Origin of the sequence: Acinetobacter sp. VT 511, assembly GCF_001077515.1 — a bacterium.
GTDB classification, from domain to species: domain Bacteria; phylum Pseudomonadota; class Gammaproteobacteria; order Pseudomonadales; family Moraxellaceae; genus Acinetobacter; species Acinetobacter schindleri.
On sequence record NZ_LFRE01000067.1, the window covers coordinates 1 to 17,437 of the forward strand.

14 protein-coding genes and 1 rRNA gene are annotated in these 17,437 nt (G+C 39.7%); 14 read left to right on the top strand and 1 reads right to left on the bottom strand.

The genetic code is table 11. From position 1 onward, the window contains the following. Positions 1-24: 24 nt before the first annotated feature. The 8 genes from rrf to hisC all read left to right on the top strand — a co-directional run bounded on the left by rrf (position 25) and on the right by hisC (position 7,473). Positions 25-139: ribosomal RNA gene (gene rrf / locus ACS72_RS09880) — 5S ribosomal RNA — on the top strand. Positions 140-400: 261 nt separating this feature from the next. Continuing rightward, complete coding sequence (locus tag ACS72_RS09885; protein ID WP_048882007.1) at positions 401-1,852, top strand: RNA polymerase factor sigma-54; 1,452 nt, start codon at positions 401-403, stop codon at positions 1,850-1,852. Positions 1,853-2,029: 177 nt separating this feature from the next. After that, positions 2,030-2,362, top strand: coding sequence for a ribosome-associated translation inhibitor RaiA (raiA, locus tag ACS72_RS09890; protein ID WP_005223166.1), 333 nt, complete (start codon positions 2,030-2,032; stop codon positions 2,360-2,362). A 134-nt stretch (positions 2,363-2,496) separates the two neighbouring features. After that, positions 2,497-2,748, top strand: coding sequence for a BolA family iron metabolism protein IbaG (gene ibaG, locus ACS72_RS09895; RefSeq protein WP_004814457.1), 252 nt, complete (start codon positions 2,497-2,499; stop codon positions 2,746-2,748). Between the two features lie 7 nt (positions 2,749-2,755). Then, complete coding sequence (gene murA, locus ACS72_RS09900) at positions 2,756-4,012, top strand: UDP-N-acetylglucosamine 1-carboxyvinyltransferase (protein ID WP_004814459.1); 1,257 nt, start codon at positions 2,756-2,758, stop codon at positions 4,010-4,012. Then, positions 4,012-4,713, top strand: a complete 702-nt coding sequence (gene hisG / locus ACS72_RS09905) for an ATP phosphoribosyltransferase (RefSeq protein WP_004891537.1) — start codon at positions 4,012-4,014, stop codon at positions 4,711-4,713. Before murA ends, hisG begins: the two co-directional genes overlap by 1 nt. A 184-nt stretch (positions 4,714-4,897) precedes the next feature. Next, positions 4,898-6,199 (top strand): histidinol dehydrogenase, encoded by a 1,302-nt coding sequence (gene hisD / locus ACS72_RS09910; RefSeq protein ID WP_081405852.1) that lies wholly within the window; start codon positions 4,898-4,900, stop codon positions 6,197-6,199. Between the two features lie 182 nt (positions 6,200-6,381). Continuing rightward, a complete protein-coding gene (gene hisC, locus ACS72_RS09915) occupies positions 6,382-7,473 on the top strand; it encodes a histidinol-phosphate transaminase (RefSeq protein WP_048882009.1) in 1,092 nt (363 codons plus the stop codon). Positions 7,474-7,553: 80 nt separating this feature from the next. Here hisC and pabB read toward each other — a convergent pair whose 3' ends face one another. Next, on the bottom strand, positions 7,554-8,885 hold the full coding sequence (pabB, locus tag ACS72_RS09920; protein WP_048882010.1) for an aminodeoxychorismate synthase component I: 1,332 nt from the start codon (positions 8,883-8,885) through the stop codon (positions 7,554-7,556). Between the two features lie 258 nt (positions 8,886-9,143). Between pabB and ACS72_RS09925 the strand changes: the two genes are divergently transcribed. From ACS72_RS09925 to ACS72_RS18405, 6 genes are all read left to right on the top strand, one after another. After that, positions 9,144-10,199, top strand: coding sequence for a DUF6160 family protein (locus ACS72_RS09925; protein ID WP_048882011.1), 1,056 nt, complete (start codon positions 9,144-9,146; stop codon positions 10,197-10,199). A 187-nt stretch (positions 10,200-10,386) separates the two neighbouring features. Next, positions 10,387-11,220, top strand: a complete 834-nt coding sequence (locus tag ACS72_RS09930) for a C39 family peptidase (protein ID WP_048882012.1) — start codon at positions 10,387-10,389, stop codon at positions 11,218-11,220. Positions 11,221-11,269: 49 nt separating this feature from the next. Beyond that, entirely contained in the window at positions 11,270-12,445 is a 1,176-nt protein-coding gene (locus ACS72_RS09935; protein WP_171249860.1) for a hypothetical protein, read from the top strand. 11 nt (positions 12,446-12,456) lie between these two features. Continuing rightward, entirely contained in the window at positions 12,457-14,124 is a 1,668-nt protein-coding gene (locus ACS72_RS09940; RefSeq protein ID WP_048882014.1) for an OmpP1/FadL family transporter, read from the top strand. Positions 14,125-14,167: 43 nt separating this feature from the next. Then, on the top strand, positions 14,168-15,328 hold the full coding sequence (gene filE / locus ACS72_RS16990; RefSeq protein ID WP_053215404.1) for a putative pilus assembly protein FilE: 1,161 nt from the start codon (positions 14,168-14,170) through the stop codon (positions 15,326-15,328). A 10-nt stretch (positions 15,329-15,338) separates the two neighbouring features. Continuing rightward, on the top strand, positions 15,339-17,387 hold the full coding sequence (locus ACS72_RS18405) for a hypothetical protein (RefSeq protein WP_212771691.1): 2,049 nt from the start codon (positions 15,339-15,341) through the stop codon (positions 17,385-17,387). Positions 17,388-17,437: the final 50 nt, after the last annotated feature.

Genomic DNA, 17,437 nt, shown 5'->3' on the forward strand with positions numbered 1-17,437 from the left:
CAAACGCAAAGTCATACCAGTTGTGCTGGCGACCATAGCAAGAGTGAACCACCTGATCCCTTCCCGAACTCAGAAGTGAAACCTCTTAGCGCTGATGGTAGTGTGGGGTTTCCCATGTGAGAGTAAGTCATCGCCAGCTCATTATTCTAAAAACACCCCCTGTCAAATGGCAGGGGGTGTTTTTTTATGTAATTTTTTAATTTATTTCGAATTTTTAAAAGCAAATAAGATCATTTGATAAAAATAAGATACTAATTAATATTAATATTTAAAATGAATAGTTTAAATAGTGCATAAAAAGTACAAGGAATTGTATGTAATTTAACAAATCTATGTTATAAAAAAATAAAGCGGCATAAAAATTGCTTATAAAGCGCGGTTTGAATAATGAGGGGTAACAATGAAATTATCAGTGGGCTTAAAAGTTGCGAACTCGCTGTCATTAACTCCACAATTACAGCAAGCAATTCGATTATTGCAACTGTCGAGTCTGGAACTTGAACAGGAAATTCAGTTACAGCTAGATAGTAATCCTCTGCTGGAAAAAGTTGAAGAACAATCAAATTTAGAAAGTTTATCTACTTCTGAAGTTGAGCATGACCAAAAAGACTTAACCAATGAATTGAATGCAGATCATTTGCCTGATGATTTGCCTGTGGATACTGATTGGGATGATGTATATACCCATCAGCCCACTAGTTTAGGTGCAGCTGAATACGAAGAACGTGAGGATAATCGGCAGGGACATTTAAGCCTGCAGCAACATCTGATTGAACAGGTAAATCTTCTGCATTTTTCTAAAATTGATAAGTTGATTGCGCATTGTATTATTGACTCCTTAGATGATAAAGGCTTTCTTGAAGTCGAAATTTCGGAAATTACCACCTCAGTTCAACACTTGTTACAAAGCATGGGCTATGAGGAGGAAATTGAAGATGATGAAGTCCTTGTAGTACTCAAACATATTCAACGATTAGAGCCTATTGGTGTCGGTTCGCGCAATTTGGCTGAATGCCTGATGGTTCAGCTGGATAATTTGTCCGCTTCCACACCTTGTCGTAATGATGCGATCAAGCTGCTACAACACTATGAACTGCTCATTACCAATGAATTACCTCGGCTGATTAAGCAAACTGGTTTGAATCCAGATCAGTTGCGCTGTGCAGTAGATTTACTTAAAACATTAAAACCCCATCCTGGTCTGGAATTTGAAGATCGCGAATCTGATTATCAGGTGCCCGATGTTGTCGTGTTGAAAAAGAATGACTGCTGGCAGGTAATGTTGAATCCTGACGTGATGCCAAAACTACGTGTAAATTCTTTTTATGCCAATATGATCCGTCGTGCTGATCAAAGTGATGACAATCAATATTTAAGAAACCAGATGCTGGAAGCAAAAAATTTCATTAAAAGTATCGATGAACGTCATAAGACTTTGTTAAAAGTAGCCACTTGTATTGTCGAACACCAAAAAGCTTTTTTAGAAATTGGTGCTGAAGGGATGAAACCTCTAGTATTACGTGATATTGCTGAAGAAGTTGAACTTCATGAATCTACTGTTTCTCGGGTAACAACCAATAAATACATGCTGACACCGCGTGGCCTTTTTGAATTGAAATATTTCTTTTCCAGTCATGTCGGTACGACTTCGGGTGGGGAAGCATCTTCAACTGCGATTCGTGCCAAGATTAAGAAATTGATTTCTGAGGAAAATATACGTAAGCCGTTGTCGGATAATGCAATTGCCAATATGTTAAAAGAGGAAGGTATTGATGTAGCAAGACGTACAGTCGCTAAATATCGTGAATCGTTACATATTCCTTCATCTTCTGAACGAAAGGTCTTGATCTAAGTTTTAAAATCTGACTATTCTAGAGATTCATCATGACACTATGATGAATCTCTTTTTCTTTTGAGGAACCGTAAAATGATTTGATCCAATTTCTGAACTGTAACCTTGCATTGGTTATTGTCATCGAATCATTTGACTGTGACTCGTCTAATCCTAACGAAGTTGAGGGATAGAACTATGCAAATAACAATTCGTGGACATCATTTATCTATTACGCCAGCAATTGAAGATACTATAAAAACAAAGTTCCAGCAGATGACTAAACATCTGGATCAAGTGAACAGTATGCAGGTTAAACTTTCAAAAGATCATCAGATTGATAAGCGCTCTAAAAAAGGAAGCAGTAATCATATTGCGGAAGCAATTATCAGATTACCGGGAATCGAATTTTTTGCGCATGCCAATGCCGATGATATGTATACCTCGATCAAGCTTTTGACAGAAAAATTAAAAAAACAAATTGATCGATATCGAAAAATGAACCTGGATTATCAGCCATTGGCTTTATAATCGGGCAGAATGGAAAAAGAGGTTTTTAAAAGCCTCTTTTTTTATATATATAATGTATGTGACTAATGAATTATTTTTTTTATTTATAGTAAAATGATCCGTTTTACACCCTTAGTCCTATAAGAGGTCTTGTGATGAATAATGAACAGCTCGCTGAAATCTTAAAAGCCGCGTTCCCAGAGGCTGACATTGCTGTGAGTGGTCAGGGCGGCAAATATGATCTCCGTATTGTGGATGATCAATTCGATGGTAAGCGACCAGTTGCTCGACAACAAGCTGTTTATGCTCCTCTCAATTCTTATATCGCCAGTGGTGAAGTCCATGCCGTAACAATTCGCGCAATGACCAAAGAAGAATGGCGCAAAGCAAGCTTATTTGGAGCTTAATAGATTAATGGATAAATTTTTAATTCAGGGCGGCAATAAGCTCGAAGGTGAAGTGCGTATTTCCGGTGCGAAAAACGCAGCACTTCCACTACTGGCTGCAATGATTCTTGCAGATACTCCTATTACCTTGACCAATGTGCCTAATCTGAAAGATGTAAACACACTGGTTAAACTTATTGCCGGTCTCGGGATCACCATGAAATATGAAGGTGATACTGTTGTTGCGGATACTTCAACCCTGGATAACCAGTTTGCACCATATGAGTTGGTAAAAACCATGCGTGCATCCATTTTGGTGCTTGGTCCATTGCTGGCGCGCTACGGTAGTGCACAGGTGTCTTTACCTGGCGGTTGTGCAATTGGTTCTCGTCCTGTGGATCAGCATTTAAAAGCTTTGGAAGCGCTTGGTGCTGAAATTCAGGTTGAAGCTGGTTATGTCCATGCCAAAGTTGATGGTCGTCTGAAAGGTGGCGAAGTTGTCTTTGACATGGTGACCGTGGGTGGTACCGAAAATATTCTGATGGCGGCTGTGCTGGCAGATGGCGTAACGACAATCCGTAATGCAGCACGTGAACCTGAAATTACCGATCTTGCGCAAATGCTGATTAAAATGGGTGCCAAGATTGAAGGTTTAGACACAGATACGCTGATTGTCACTGGTGTTGAAAGCCTACATGGCTGTGAATATGCTGTGGTTGCTGACCGTATTGAAACTGGTTCATATTTAGCTGCTGCTGCAATTACTGGTGGTAAAGTAAAAACAACGAATACAGATCCAAACCTGCTTGAATCAGTATTGGAAAAATTTGAAGAAATGGGTGCAGAAGTTACACGTGGTGACGACTGGATCGAACTGGATATGATGGGTAAACGTCCGAAAGCTGTCAGCTTCCGTACTTTGCCGCATCCAGAATTTCCAACAGATATGCAGGCTCAGCTAATGGCAGTGAATGCAATTGGCCGCGGTTTTGCGACAATTTCCGAAACGATTTTTGAAAACCGTTTCATGCATGTTCCTGAATTGGCTCGTATGGGGGCAAATATTCAGGTTGAAGGTAATGATGCTGTGGTGACTGGTGTGGAAAAACTTTCTGCAGCACCAGTGATGGCGACAGATTTACGTGCTTCATTCTCTTTGGTATTGGCAGCGCTTGCCGCTGAAGGGGAAACAGTGATTGACCGTATCTATCATATTGACCGCGGTTATGAAGATGTCGAAGCGAAGTTACAAGGTTTAGGCGCCCAAATTAAGCGAGTAAGTTAATGAGCGATATGAGAAACGATGATCCAAACTTTGACGTAATGGGCAATTTTGATCATGGTTTAACTTTAGCATTAAGTAAGGGCCGTATTTTAAAAGAAACTCTACCGTTACTTGAAACGGCAGGTATTAACCTGCTGGAAGACCCGGATAAGTCTCGAAAGCTAATTTTCCCGACAACCCATAAACACGTTCGTATTCTGATTTTACGTGCTTCTGATGTGCCAACCTATGTTGAAAATGGCGCAGCAGACATCGGTGTGGCAGGTAAAGATGTGTTGATGGAGCATGGCGCGCAAAATGTCTATGAGCCATTAGATCTAAAAATTGCCAACTGTAAACTGATGACAGCAGGCAAGGTTGGTATGGAACGTCCGAAAGGCCGTCTTAAAATTGCGACTAAGTATGTGAATTTAACCCGTCAATATTATGCAAGCCTAGGTGAGCAGGTTGATGTGATCAAGCTTTATGGTTCTATGGAACTTGCACCATTGGTGGGTCTGGGTGATTATATTGTTGACGTTGTCGATACAGGCAATACACTTCGTGCTAACGGTCTTGAGCCACTGGAAGAGATCTGTAAAGTATCTTCACGTTTGATCGTCAATAAAGCCAGCTTTAAGCGTAAACAAGCGTTGTTAAATCCAATTTTGGCACAGCTTGAACAAGCGGTTGAAGCACGTGAACAAGCGAAAAAAGCTTAATTTTTATTGTTCTAAAAGACCGTCTGCAAGGACGGTTTTTTTATATTCAGAATTTGATAGAGAGTTTAGAGAAATCATTAATTTTGTCGAATGCTATTTTCAATAAAACTCATGCTCAAGAAAGTAGATAGATAACCACAAAGCCTGTTAAAACAGGTAAACTAATCTTTTCCATATCAACCTTGTGGGTAAATTGATGCGACGTTTATCGACTCAAGATCAAAACTTCAAGCAGGTATTTGCTGACTTGTTAGCTTTTGAAACAGTGAGTGATCCTGAACTTTTAAAAACCGTAGATCAAATCATTGCTGATGTGCGTCAGCATGGTGATGCTCATGTTCTTAAACTTACTCAGCAGTTCGATCGACATCCAGCGCATCAATTTTCAGATCTGGAACTGACTCAAGAACAATTGAAAGCTGCCTTTGATGGTTTAACAGTTGAAGTGCGTGAAGCTTTAGAACTCGCTGCCAACCGTGTACGTGAATTCCACCAAGCACAAAAGCAAGATGGCTGGACCTATGTCGATGCTTTAGGTAATACCTTAGGTCAAAAAGTCACACCGCTGGATCGTGTGGGTATTTATGTACCGGGCGGTTTGGCATCGTATCCATCTTCAGTATTGATGAATGCAGTACCTGCCCATGTTGCAGGTGTACCTGAAATTATCATGGTGGTTCCTGCACCAAATGGTGAATTGAATCCATTGGTATTGGCTGCTGCATATTTGGCGGGCGTAACACGTGTCTTTACCATTGGTGGTGCGCAAGCAGTTGCAGCATTAGCTTATGGTACAGAAAGCATTCCATCTGTAGATAAAGTCACAGGCCCGGGTAACCGTTTCGTTGCTGCGGCAAAACGTGCGGTATTTGGTCAAGTCGGTATCGATATGATTGCCGGACCTTCTGAAATTCTAGTGTATGCGGAAGGTGAAAATAATGCTGAGTGGCTGGCAATGGATTTATTGTCACAAGCTGAGCATGACACGGTTGCGCAAGCAGTATTCATTACACCTGATGAAGCGTTGTTGAATGCAGTTGGTGAATGGATTGAAAAACACTTAGAAGCTTTACCAAAAGCTGAGATCGCACGTACGTCTATCGAGAACCGTGGTGCACTGGTATTAGTGAAAGATCGTGCTGAAGGTGCTGAACTGATTAACCAAGTCGCGCCTGAACACTTAATGCTTTGTTTAGACGAAGCAGAAAAAATGGCTGAAGATATTCGTCATGCAGGTGCCATTTTCATGGGTCGTTATACGCCTGAAGCGATTGGTGACTACTGTGCAGGTCCAAACCACGTATTGCCAACCTCAGGTACAGCACGTTTTTCATCACCACTTGGTGTATATGATTTCCAAAAACGTTCAAGCCTGATTATGTGCTCTGAACAAGGTGTGAAAACTTTAGCGCAAACTGCTGATATCTTGGCGCAAGAAGAAAATCTTGATGCACATGCACGTTCTGCACGTTATCGTTATCAGTAATTAAAAATATAAAACCTCTCCCTAACCCTCACTTGTGCTTCATTTTAAAGCAGTGCTTTAAAACTTGCTCAGGAGAGGGAGATTACATGATTGAATTAATTATCTAGTAAAGCAATATGTAAGAGTTTGGAGATCCCTCTCCCTTCGGGAGGGGTTAGGAGAGGGCTAATAAGAGAACAAAGATGTCAAAGATCACTACAGAACAAATGCGTTTTTGGAGTCCTGAAGTACGTGAGTTAGAACCGTACACACCGGGTGAACAACCAAAAATCCAAAATCTTTTAAAATTAAATACCAACGAAAATCCATATCCACCGTCACCAAAAGTGGTGGAAGCGGTGCAGAAGGTTTTAGCCAATGGTGCAGATGTTTTACGTTTGTATCCTGATCCTGATGCCTCTGAACTGAAGCACGCAATTGCGAAACAGCAAAGTGTGCCAGTTGAGCAAGTCTTTGTCGGCAATGGTTCGGATGAAGTCTTAGCGCATATTTTCAAAGCATTCTTCGTTCAAGAATTGCCATTGCTCTATCCAGATATCACCTACAGTTTCTATCCGGTTTATAGTCAGTTCTTTGGTGTCGAAACTAAAGTATTGCCGCTCAATGATGATTTTGAAATTGTAGTGGCTGACTATAAACAGCCAAATGGTGGCATCATTATTACCAATCCAAATGCACCAACCAGTATTGCACTGGGTTTATCTGCAATTGAAGAAGTGCTTCAAGCTAATCCAAATTCGGTTGTGGTGATTGACGAAGCCTATGTGGACTTTGGTGCAGAATCAGCGGTGGCGTTGGTTGAGAAATACGACAATTTGGTGGTATGCCAAACGACGTCTAAGTCCCGCTCATTAGCAGGTCTACGGGTTGGTTTTGCGATTGCGCAGCCACATTTAATTGCAGCATTGGAAGCGGTTAAAAACAGCTTTAACTCTTATCCAATGGATCGTTTTGCCATTGCAGCAGCAGTAGCTTCCTTTGAAGACCAAGCTTACTTTGAAGCGCAAAATGCCAAAGTGATAGCGAGCCGTGAGAAATTGACAGCACAGTTAAAAGAACTTGGATTTAAAGTTTTACCATCGGCTGCCAATTTCATTTTTGCATCATTGCCAAGCAAAGATGCAGGTGAGTTAGCAGCTGAATTACGTGAACATGGTATTATCGTGCGCTATTTTAATAAGCCACGTATCAATCAGTTCTTACGTATTACTATTGGTACAGATGAGCAGAATCAACGTTTGATTGATACATTGAAAAATGAGATTTTGATTTAAGTGAATCTATCCCTTGCGGAGCAATGCTCCTCAAGGGGAGAGATTCATAAAAAAACGACTCAATTGAGTCGTTTTTTTATTTATTCAGGTGTGTACCAAGTATTGAGTAGATTCAACATCGCTTCGACTTTATCAAAACATTCCTGATATTCGGCATCGCAGTCTGATGAAATGGTAATCCCCCCACCAGCCCATAGTGACACCTCATTTTGGTATTTCTGTATTGAACGGATCAGAATATTCCAGGAACCAGTGCCATCAAAATTAAAATATCCCATTGAGCCACAATACGCTCCACGTGGTGCGTCTTCTAGTTCTTCAATAATCTGCATAGCACGGATTTTAGGTGCACCAGTAATAGATCCGCCAGGAAGGGCAGACATTAAAACATCAAATGGATTTACATCTTTTTTTAATGTAGCTTGTACTTCACTGACCATATGATGGACTTGATTAAAGCTTTCAATATTAAACAGCTTTGGTGTTTTAACTGAACCAGTTTCCGCATAAATACTCAAATCATTACGCAATAAATCCACGATCATCACATTTTCAGCTTGATCTTTTTCAGAATTTTTTAAAGTCTGTTTGGATTGCTCATCCAATATTGGATCTGTATAACGCGGCATCGTGCCTTTGATCGGTTTGGTAATAATCCGTCGCTCAGATTGAAAATCAATAAACAGTTCGGGTGAACAACTTAACAGCTCAAACTCTCCTACGCGTAAATAACCAGCATAAGGTGCATTGGTTAGTTGCCAAAATTGTTCTGCTGTAGCTAACACCGAGCCTTTAGCTTGTGCTGAAAATTCTTGAGTCAGATTGATCTGATAACAGTCACCAGCTTTGATATATTCCTGAACCTGACTGAAAGCCTCCTGATAAGCTGATTTATTCCAACGCGCTGTACATGGAGAAACTAAATTAAATTCAGACTTATCCTGGAATTGATCAAGTAAAGCCTGAATCTGCTGAAAAATATGTTCCGCTTGAGGATCACTACTCTTAAAAATCCATCCTTCACGACCAAGTTCTAAATAAGTAGAGAATTGCCCAATAAAAAGTGCTGGCTGCTGGCGCTGTCTATAATGAACTTGCTGCTGAGCTGCGTAGTCATAAGAAATGAATCCGACAAAGCCGCCATTAAATCTTGTAGAGTCCGAGATTGATTTAGACGTGAAATTAACAGTTAAATCTGGCGCAACGACTTCATAATGATTAAAAGAAACAGCCTGATAAGTTTGTATAATATCATCCTGCATAACTGTATAACGTTCAGCACAGCAGGCAATAAATGGCGTACCGTTGTCATATAAATATACAGCATGATCCAAGGAGCTCAATGCTTCCAAGATGGCATGTGGAGAAGTATTTGAAGCAGACAGGAGATGTTGATAAGTTGGGCTATGCATTCAGTTTAAAGCATTCAAGAGACTGAGATGATTCTATCTCAATTATCAAGAAAAATGAGGTAGAACTTGTATATACCGTTTATCGGTGAATAACGAAATGCGACCAACAACAGTTGAACAAAAAATGACACACGGCTAATTTAGGGGGGCGAGCAAATCACTCAAGGATTAATTGTTCGTGCTGTCGTAAAATAAAAATACATCATGGACAAAGAGTGATTCACAACCAAAAAAAATAATACTCTTGGGAGAGTACGAATGAAAAAATTCACTAAATTAGCTTTAATTTCTTCAATGGCAATCAGCGCAAATGCGATGGCAATGCAAGCCATGGACGATTCTGCACTTAGCGCAACTACAGGTCAAGATGGTTTGAATATCGGGATCGGTATCTCTAAAATCGAAATTAATAAATTATTTATCCATGATAATGATGGTTTGGCAGGTGGTTATAAAGAGCTTCAAGCTGATGGTGTTACACTTGTAGATAAAACTGCTGCTGCTGGTGCTATTTATATTAAAGGGAATGGTATTTCTGAGAAAGATAAAGATGGCAATGAGACTAACCTTGTAATAAATAAGGGTATTGTAATTGGTGCAAACTATGATGAAAATGGTAAATACCTTCTTCAATCACGTAATTTGGCTGACTTGGTAATTGATTCAGATGCAGGTGACGGTAATCCATTTATCAACATTGCAGCAAAAGTTTCAGGCTTAGATATCCATATTGGTGAGATTGGTGTAGTTGCGTCAGCTGCTAAACCAGCAGCTAACGCTGCGAATATCCAACGTGGTAGTACAGGTAAAGAAAACGCGATTTTATCAGGTCTTTCTATAAAAACTGGTCAAATGACTGCAAATATTCAATTAGGTGCTGCTCCGCAAGGTGCAATGATCAAGTTGAATACTACTATGATGGGTGGTTTAGAAATTAAAAATTTAGGTATTCTTGATAACTCAACGCTTGATAAGGTAGTTGTTCCTGCTGCTCTTTCACCGACTCAAGCCGATATCGTTACAACTAAGGCTGGTGAAATCTTTATTGAAAGTATTAAAGTGACAGATACTAACAGCAAAAATTTAACTTTGAATCAAAACATTAATGTATTCGGTGAATCAGCTGCAAACAAAGGTTTTATTCGTATTGTCAGCACAAGCGGTGCACATGATACCTACGTGTCAGGTATCCACTTAGGCAGCCGTGGTGCAGCCTCTATTGGTGATGTAGAAGTTCAGGGCATGCAAACTTACTATAGCCCATCACAAGGTACTTATAATCCAGGTGCAATCATTACTATTGCGGGCCATTAAGTCTAATCAAAAAAAGCGCGTGTTTACACGCGCTTTTTTTTGACTTTATCATTTATCTAAAAAAATAAAAAAAGACTGTATTTTTTTGAAAAAGAAGGTATCTTTCTAGTTACAAGGAAGTAGGGTGAAAACTCTATAAAAAGAATAATCAGGCGCATCATGCCGATGATAAGAAAAGTAAAAAAATATGTTAGAGATCGCGTTGGGCTCGGCATTGATCTACTACGCTGCCAAAGAAGCCTTTGATATAAAGGAACAACCCGCTGAAACAGTTCGCTATACCGAAACCCTAGACTCCCGTCAGGATTCTTTTGTACGTATGCATCGTGAGCCCGTGCGGATTAAACCTGCCTTACAGGATCAATTTAGGGGAATTGTTAGACAAGCTTTTGACTACAGTTGTGGCTCGGCAGCGCTTACGACCTTATTGAATGGTTATGTAGGTACGCAACTGGATGAGCAGCAAGTAATGAATGGCTTAATGCAATTTGGTGAAACAGATAAGATTGTTGAACGCCGTAGCTTTTCTCTTCTGGATATGAAACGTTTTGTAGCCGCTTTGGGCTTGGAAAGTGGAGGCTATAGAGGAGAATTTGAAGACTTGGTCAAACAAGGGCAGCCGGCTATTGTTCCTATTTCTTATGCAGGATTTAAACATTTTGTTGTCTACAAAGCATATAAAGATGGGCGTGTTTATGTCGCGGATCCAGCACTCGGTAATATTAGTTTTGATGAACAACGTTTTAAACAGGTCTGGGAAAATAATACGCTGTATTTAATCAATGTGCCTGAACAATATCGTAAAAATTTCTTAGCACTCCAAGATTCAGATATGCGCCATGTTGAGGATGCCACGATTAACCGTTATGCGTTGGTAGATTTTCAATATCCACAGTTCTATATGGAAAAAATCGCGGATAAGGCATCTACAATTCGTCTGGATACCAATATGAATCCGGAGTCCGCTTCCTATGGGAAGCCAACCTATAACTTCTTAAGACTTTATTATAAGAGCAAGTAAAAGCGAATTAAAAAACTGAATTAGAAAAATAAAAATGGTGGGATGCAACATGAAACGTGAATGGATGAACAAAACTCTCTTGGCACTTAGTGTTCAAATGGTCATGGGGGCAGCATATGCTGCAGGTGAGCCGGCATTAGGGGAATACGAGGAAGTCGTAGAAGTAGAAGAAACTGTTGCTGAATCTGTAGCTGAACCTGAATTAGGTGGATATGAGCAAATCATTGAGACAGAGGAGAAAACAGCAGAATCTACACAACCAACTACCGTAGAACAACGAGTTACAGAGCCAGTACAAGCTTCATCTGCATTACAACAGCGTGAAGGGGATGCATCTCAAGAAACGAATCTTGAGGAGGTCTTTACTTCAAATGAGCGTCAGTATTCACTTATTAAGCAAGGTGAAATTTCATCGTATTATGATATTGACTATACCTATTATCGCGATACTCAGCTAGATCTAGAAATGGCACAAGGCCAGCTGTATCAGTTACGTGTTCAGGAAAATGCAACCCATACGCTGACTAACACATTCACTGCTCAATATGGTTTAAAAGATAACTTAACCTTAACTGCGTCTTTACCGCTGGTGACTAAAACAGATTTACTGAAAGATACGTCTACAGCAGGTTTAGGTGATATAAGTCTTGGGGCGCGTTGGGAACCATTTCCATTAAAAGCAGGACGTCTGCCACTCATTTTATTTGGTAATCTTTCCACTAAGACCGGTGATAGTCCATATGAAATTAATGCGGCTGATGATTTATCCACAGGTAAGGGCTATTACGCTGTAGGCGTGGGAGCAAGTACCCGTAAATATATTGATCCAGTCGTATTGTTTGCTTCTGTTTCTGCCAATTATGGATTTAAAGTAACTGACTTAAATCAGCGTCGGGGTTACCGTGTAATTGATGAATTTGAACCCGGAATCAGTGGTGGTTTTGCTTTTGGTTTTGCTTATTCCTTTAATTACGATGTCTCAATGACAATGTCCTATCAGCAAAGCTTTAATACTGGTTCAGAGTTCAGATATTCAAGTGGTGAAAGTTACTCGCCAGCAGATCAAACCAGTTCAACCTTTGCAATTTCCCTCGGGGTACGTATCTCTCCTGAAACAATTGTCAACGGTACTGTAGGGCTAGGATTAACAGAAGATGCACCTGATGTCTCGCTTGGTCTATCTTTCCCACTGGATATTTTAGGTTTTGGTAAGAAAATTCGCTAAGGGGCTGTCTTATGAGACAAATTCGACTCAGCCCGTTAGTGAGTGCCATTCTTTTAACGGGTTGTTCAGGTGCAGCATTTGCACAATTAGGAACAAATTTATCGGTTGACCTGCGCTCGCTTTCACTAGGTAATGCAGTCACTGCAGATCCGCCAGGAGTTAATGCTGTTCATTTTAACCCGGCAGGTTTGACTAAAATTCAGGGCTTACAAACTGAGCAGCAGATTATTATTGCTAATTTTGATATTGGACGTGAGTTCAGTGTCCCTGCTGGTTATAACGTTTTCGGTTATTCAGATGATCCTTTGGTTTGTAATGATGGACCAGAGGTTAATTCAGATCTATGTACTGATTTTAAAGATGGGCCAATCAGAGGTGATGTTGAATACGTTAGCTTATATGTACCTATTTTAAAAAAGATGGTGGATCTGGGTGAAGGGATGCCAGTGGCTGCACCCACTATGGGGATTGCCTATAATCCACCAGGCTCCAAAGCAACTTATGCGACAGCTGTATATGCACCTCTTATGGCGGGTTTTGGTGCTGAAAGTGGTAATCCTGCAAACTATATGGGGCAGCAGGTTGCACTTGAGCGGATTACCTATCTGTCACCTTCGGTAGGCTATCAGGTCAGTGATACGCTTTCGATTGGAGGTGGTGTCGGAATGTCATATCAAGCGATGGGTATGAAAACCGACTTACGTTTTCCGAATGAACTCATCGGTATGCTGAGAATGATCGATGAAGTGGTATGTACACCATTTAAGGAAAACTCGGACATTATCACCGATATTCTTTTACTCGGGATGTGTAATGCTCAAGAAGGAATGAATCCATTTGGCAAATTCGGTCAAATGCAACTTGGATTGGAACAATCCCTGAGCCCGAGTTATAACTTGGGTGTACTATGGGAACCTACTGAAGATTTCAGTTTTGGTATGGTCTACCAAAGTTCAGCAAAAATGCGCCTTAAGGGTAAATATCACATTGATAATGCCAGAGCGCCGCAGGAGATGATCAAGGGCTTGATGTCTTCTCCGACAGGGCAGATTCTTGCAGCGATTCTCGGATTCCCAAATTCTGTCCCATCGAGTGAATCTGGTTTGGTATCCATGGATCTGGAATTTCCTGCACATTTTCAGGCAGGGATGAAATATAAATTATTGCCTGATTTACAAGTTAATTTTGATGTGGGTTGGACAGATTATAAAGCCTGGGACAAATTCCGTTTCGAATTTGATCGTCAAATTTCAGCATTGAAAATTGCCAAACTTTTATCTGCAAATGTTACCGATACTTCATTAGCATTACCCCTTGAGTTTACCTCGCCATGGAGTTGGGGAATCGGGTTTGAATACTCAGCAACAGACCGATTGAAGCTGCGTGCGGGTTATGAACCACGTTCGAGTGCTATTCCTGATAACAAGCGTAATACGATGGTGCCGATCAATAATGCTCAATTATTTGGCCTAGGTGTAGGCTACAAGTTTGATGCAGACACAGATCTCGATTTATCTATTGGTTTCTTACGCAGTAAGGATTACATCCCGGCTAATACCAGTAGCCTTTCAAACCAGACAGGTGTTAACAACTTATTATTAAACCCATATGCGGGGTTAAATGTTAAAACAGATACTAAAATCACAATTTTAGGACTTAACTATAGAACAAGATGGTAGGCATATCAGGATGATAGGATATTTATGGCTAAGGATGATAGTTGTGTTGACAACGGCACAATTAGGGAATGTCTATGCCGGTACATTTCATACGATTATTGGTCCAGATGGCCGACCGATGGTAGTACAAAAAAATAATATTCAAACTAAAAAGGTCTTAGAATCAAATCAGAAAAATCAGATTTTATATCCTCAATCTCAGGTCATGACTGCCCCCCCTAAACTTCAAAGCAGTCAAATCGTTAGAGAACAGAGAATTAAACAGAATAATCCAATTGAAGATAAAAACAACTTATCTCATTCTGGGATTATTAATAAAACAGATACTTTATCTTCTTCTATTTTTACCAAAGAGATTTTAAAGACTAGATCGACCAACACCTTAAAACAGAATGTTAATAATTCCATTGAACCTATTGTAGACCAGCAATCTGTTCTTAAAACTGAAGATTTCCAGCCAACATCAGCCGAAAATTTAAAAAAGCGCCTTGATGATCAAAATGATATTTTGGAAATAGAAGGAAACCAATACGTCAAAAATGAAGTACTTGAGGAAAAAGAATTTAATCTGGATGGTAAAAAACGCTTCTATACCATGCCGGAAGGTATAATTGATACTAAAAATGGAGCAACACGCCTGCAAACGGTTCAACGTGAAAAAGGTATTGGACAATCGGTTATGCAGGCTTTATTTAAGAAAAATAGGGCTACTGGGCAGGATACTCCTCTCATTCTAGCTGTTACCTACTACCGTATTTCTGCAGAAACTGCTTCTGAGGGAATGGGACGGACCTGTTTTCAGGATAAAAAACTTAAAAAGGCCAAGGATATTGCATTAGATACTCAGGTCAATCTCTGGCCTCGAGCACCTTTAAAGGATGAATTTGACTTTGAAGTGGTGAAGTTAAAACAACCTTTACAAAATATTCAGATTCAATCTTATGCATCCCGTCAAAAAGACCCTACTTTTTATTGGCCTTTTGCAGTGTTCTTGGATGAAAAAGGTTGTATTCTGGAAGGAGCTGGTGGATTTAAAAATAATGATTCAGCATCGGATTACCTGAAATATGAAAATATTGAAGGCATGATACAGGTACCACGTAATAGCCACTATTTATTATTAACGCCATTGGCCTCAGCAATTGATGTTGAGGAACGGGTATTAAGTAATCAGGGACAATTAAAATTAATAGGTGTCCGTTAAGGATAACGATATGAGCATCATGATGAATAAGAATAAAATACTATTACCTTTTGCATTCTTAGCTATGGCAATCATACTGCAAGGATGTGGCGGTGAAAGCGCGGATGTTATTCCAGAAAAATATGATAGTAGTACAGTCAATGGGGCCTGTATTGGCACAAATTCGGGTTGTATTGAATTTGCTTTAGATTATCCATTACAAACTTTAGATTTTTATTGTGGTGATGATACAAAGCAAACATTTGTCACAACCTATGATGTAGATAAGGGTGTGGCAACAGGTGCCTGTAAAGTAGGCCAGTCAATTACTTTCTATATTCTAGGTAAAGATGGAAGACGCGTAGATTTGGGTTCATTCTCAATGAATAGGATTGGTAATGTTACATCTAAATCTCATTATCCACGTATGAATTTATTGGATATCGCTGAGGGCATCCGTAACACCAACTCAGCAGGTGATCTGTCTCAATATGATATTGCTATTCGCTTAGTCCAGTTAATTCAAGCCATGGGTTTAAATACTGATCAATTACGATCAGCAACGGAAATCTATCCTGTTGCGATAAATGAAGATATTCGAGCTGGACTTGATCAATTAGATGAAGATATTACTGTTGAAAAAATTAAGACTTTATCTGATCAGGATTTTGATGCCTTACTGAAAAAATGGTTGGGACCAACAACGATTACTAAAGAACAGGCCGAACAGGTACTTCAAGCATTATTAAATATTTCAAATGCTGCTGTTTATCAGCCAGAATTTTCCCTGTTTTCTACTGAATCCTTAGGTAGTTATGTTACCGGTTCAGAAGGGTTAGTAGGATGCAGTAATCTTAACCGAGAATGCTCGCTAGCAGATACTGACCTGACACATATCTTGGGTCACTTTATATTGATGACAGACCGTCAGGGGATGACTTTCGGCAGTGGCTTACAGTGGAAAGGCAAAATAGAAAGCACAACCCAGAATCCTGGTGATTTCACCACGATAGGTGGACTGAATGCTCATTTAATTCGTAGTATTAAACCTGTACAAATGACTGCTGATGCCCAAAATTCATGGATTAACCCGGAAACAAAACAAATTGCCAATACACCAGGTTATTTATTTAGAGTAGGTGACTCTACTACCGAGAAACTCAAGATAGAACAAGGTCGCTTATATAATGATTATATGATTGCTGGTAAAGAGCGTTTTTATAAGGTTTTGACCGGTAAGAGCGTGAGTTATAAATTAAACGAAAGTGAAAAGCGTGAGCTAGGTCTATGGCAGCAAACCGGGGGGGCGCTGAATTTTGCTGGTACGATGGATCTTTATAAAATCTATCCAATTACACATTTAGACCGTAGGGTATTTAAAACTCAAAATAATGTAAGAAATCAAGAAAGTTATTTTTTCCCACTGTATGGAAATTTAAAATTTACCTTAACAAATGATTCAAACAGAATAATTAATTTGGGTATTGTGATTGATGAAAATGGTGATATTCGTACGAATATTAAACCTGCTACAGCAAAAGTTGATGAATGTAGTGCTGAATATAATCCATCTACAATGCAAACAACCTATTTGGTCGAGGATTCTGAAGATGAGGATGCGGTAGAAACAGTACAACAATATCGTATTGGAACCGTTTCACGTGCCTTTGTACCTGCAGTAGTAAGAAAGAAAACAGACAATACACTTTCTATTCGTATGGTTTTCGCTAATGAGGAATTAGGCGATTTGAACGGCGCTCTCATTGGTATGAACTCCACCATCAAGACCTCAACTGATGGTTCTTCCGAATCCATAGTGGTAGGAGGAGCATTAGTGAATTTGACTGATTTATTTAATGTGAGAGTAACAGGTGACGGTACGAATACTCCTAAACCGACGATCAGTTTGACAGACTCTGAAGGGAATACGGTAAAATGGGCAAATAGCTTTGCTAGCTTTAGCCAAGTTTATGGTAAACAGAATCCTTCTGATGAAAGTGTTAAGAGATTATCCAAACTTGCAGGAGGTACAGTTAATCTTGCCGCTGCTGACTGCTATAAAGTAAAAGCGAAATCTTAATAAAAGAATTTTCAATAAAAAACCAGTCGTATTGACTGGTTTTTTATTAT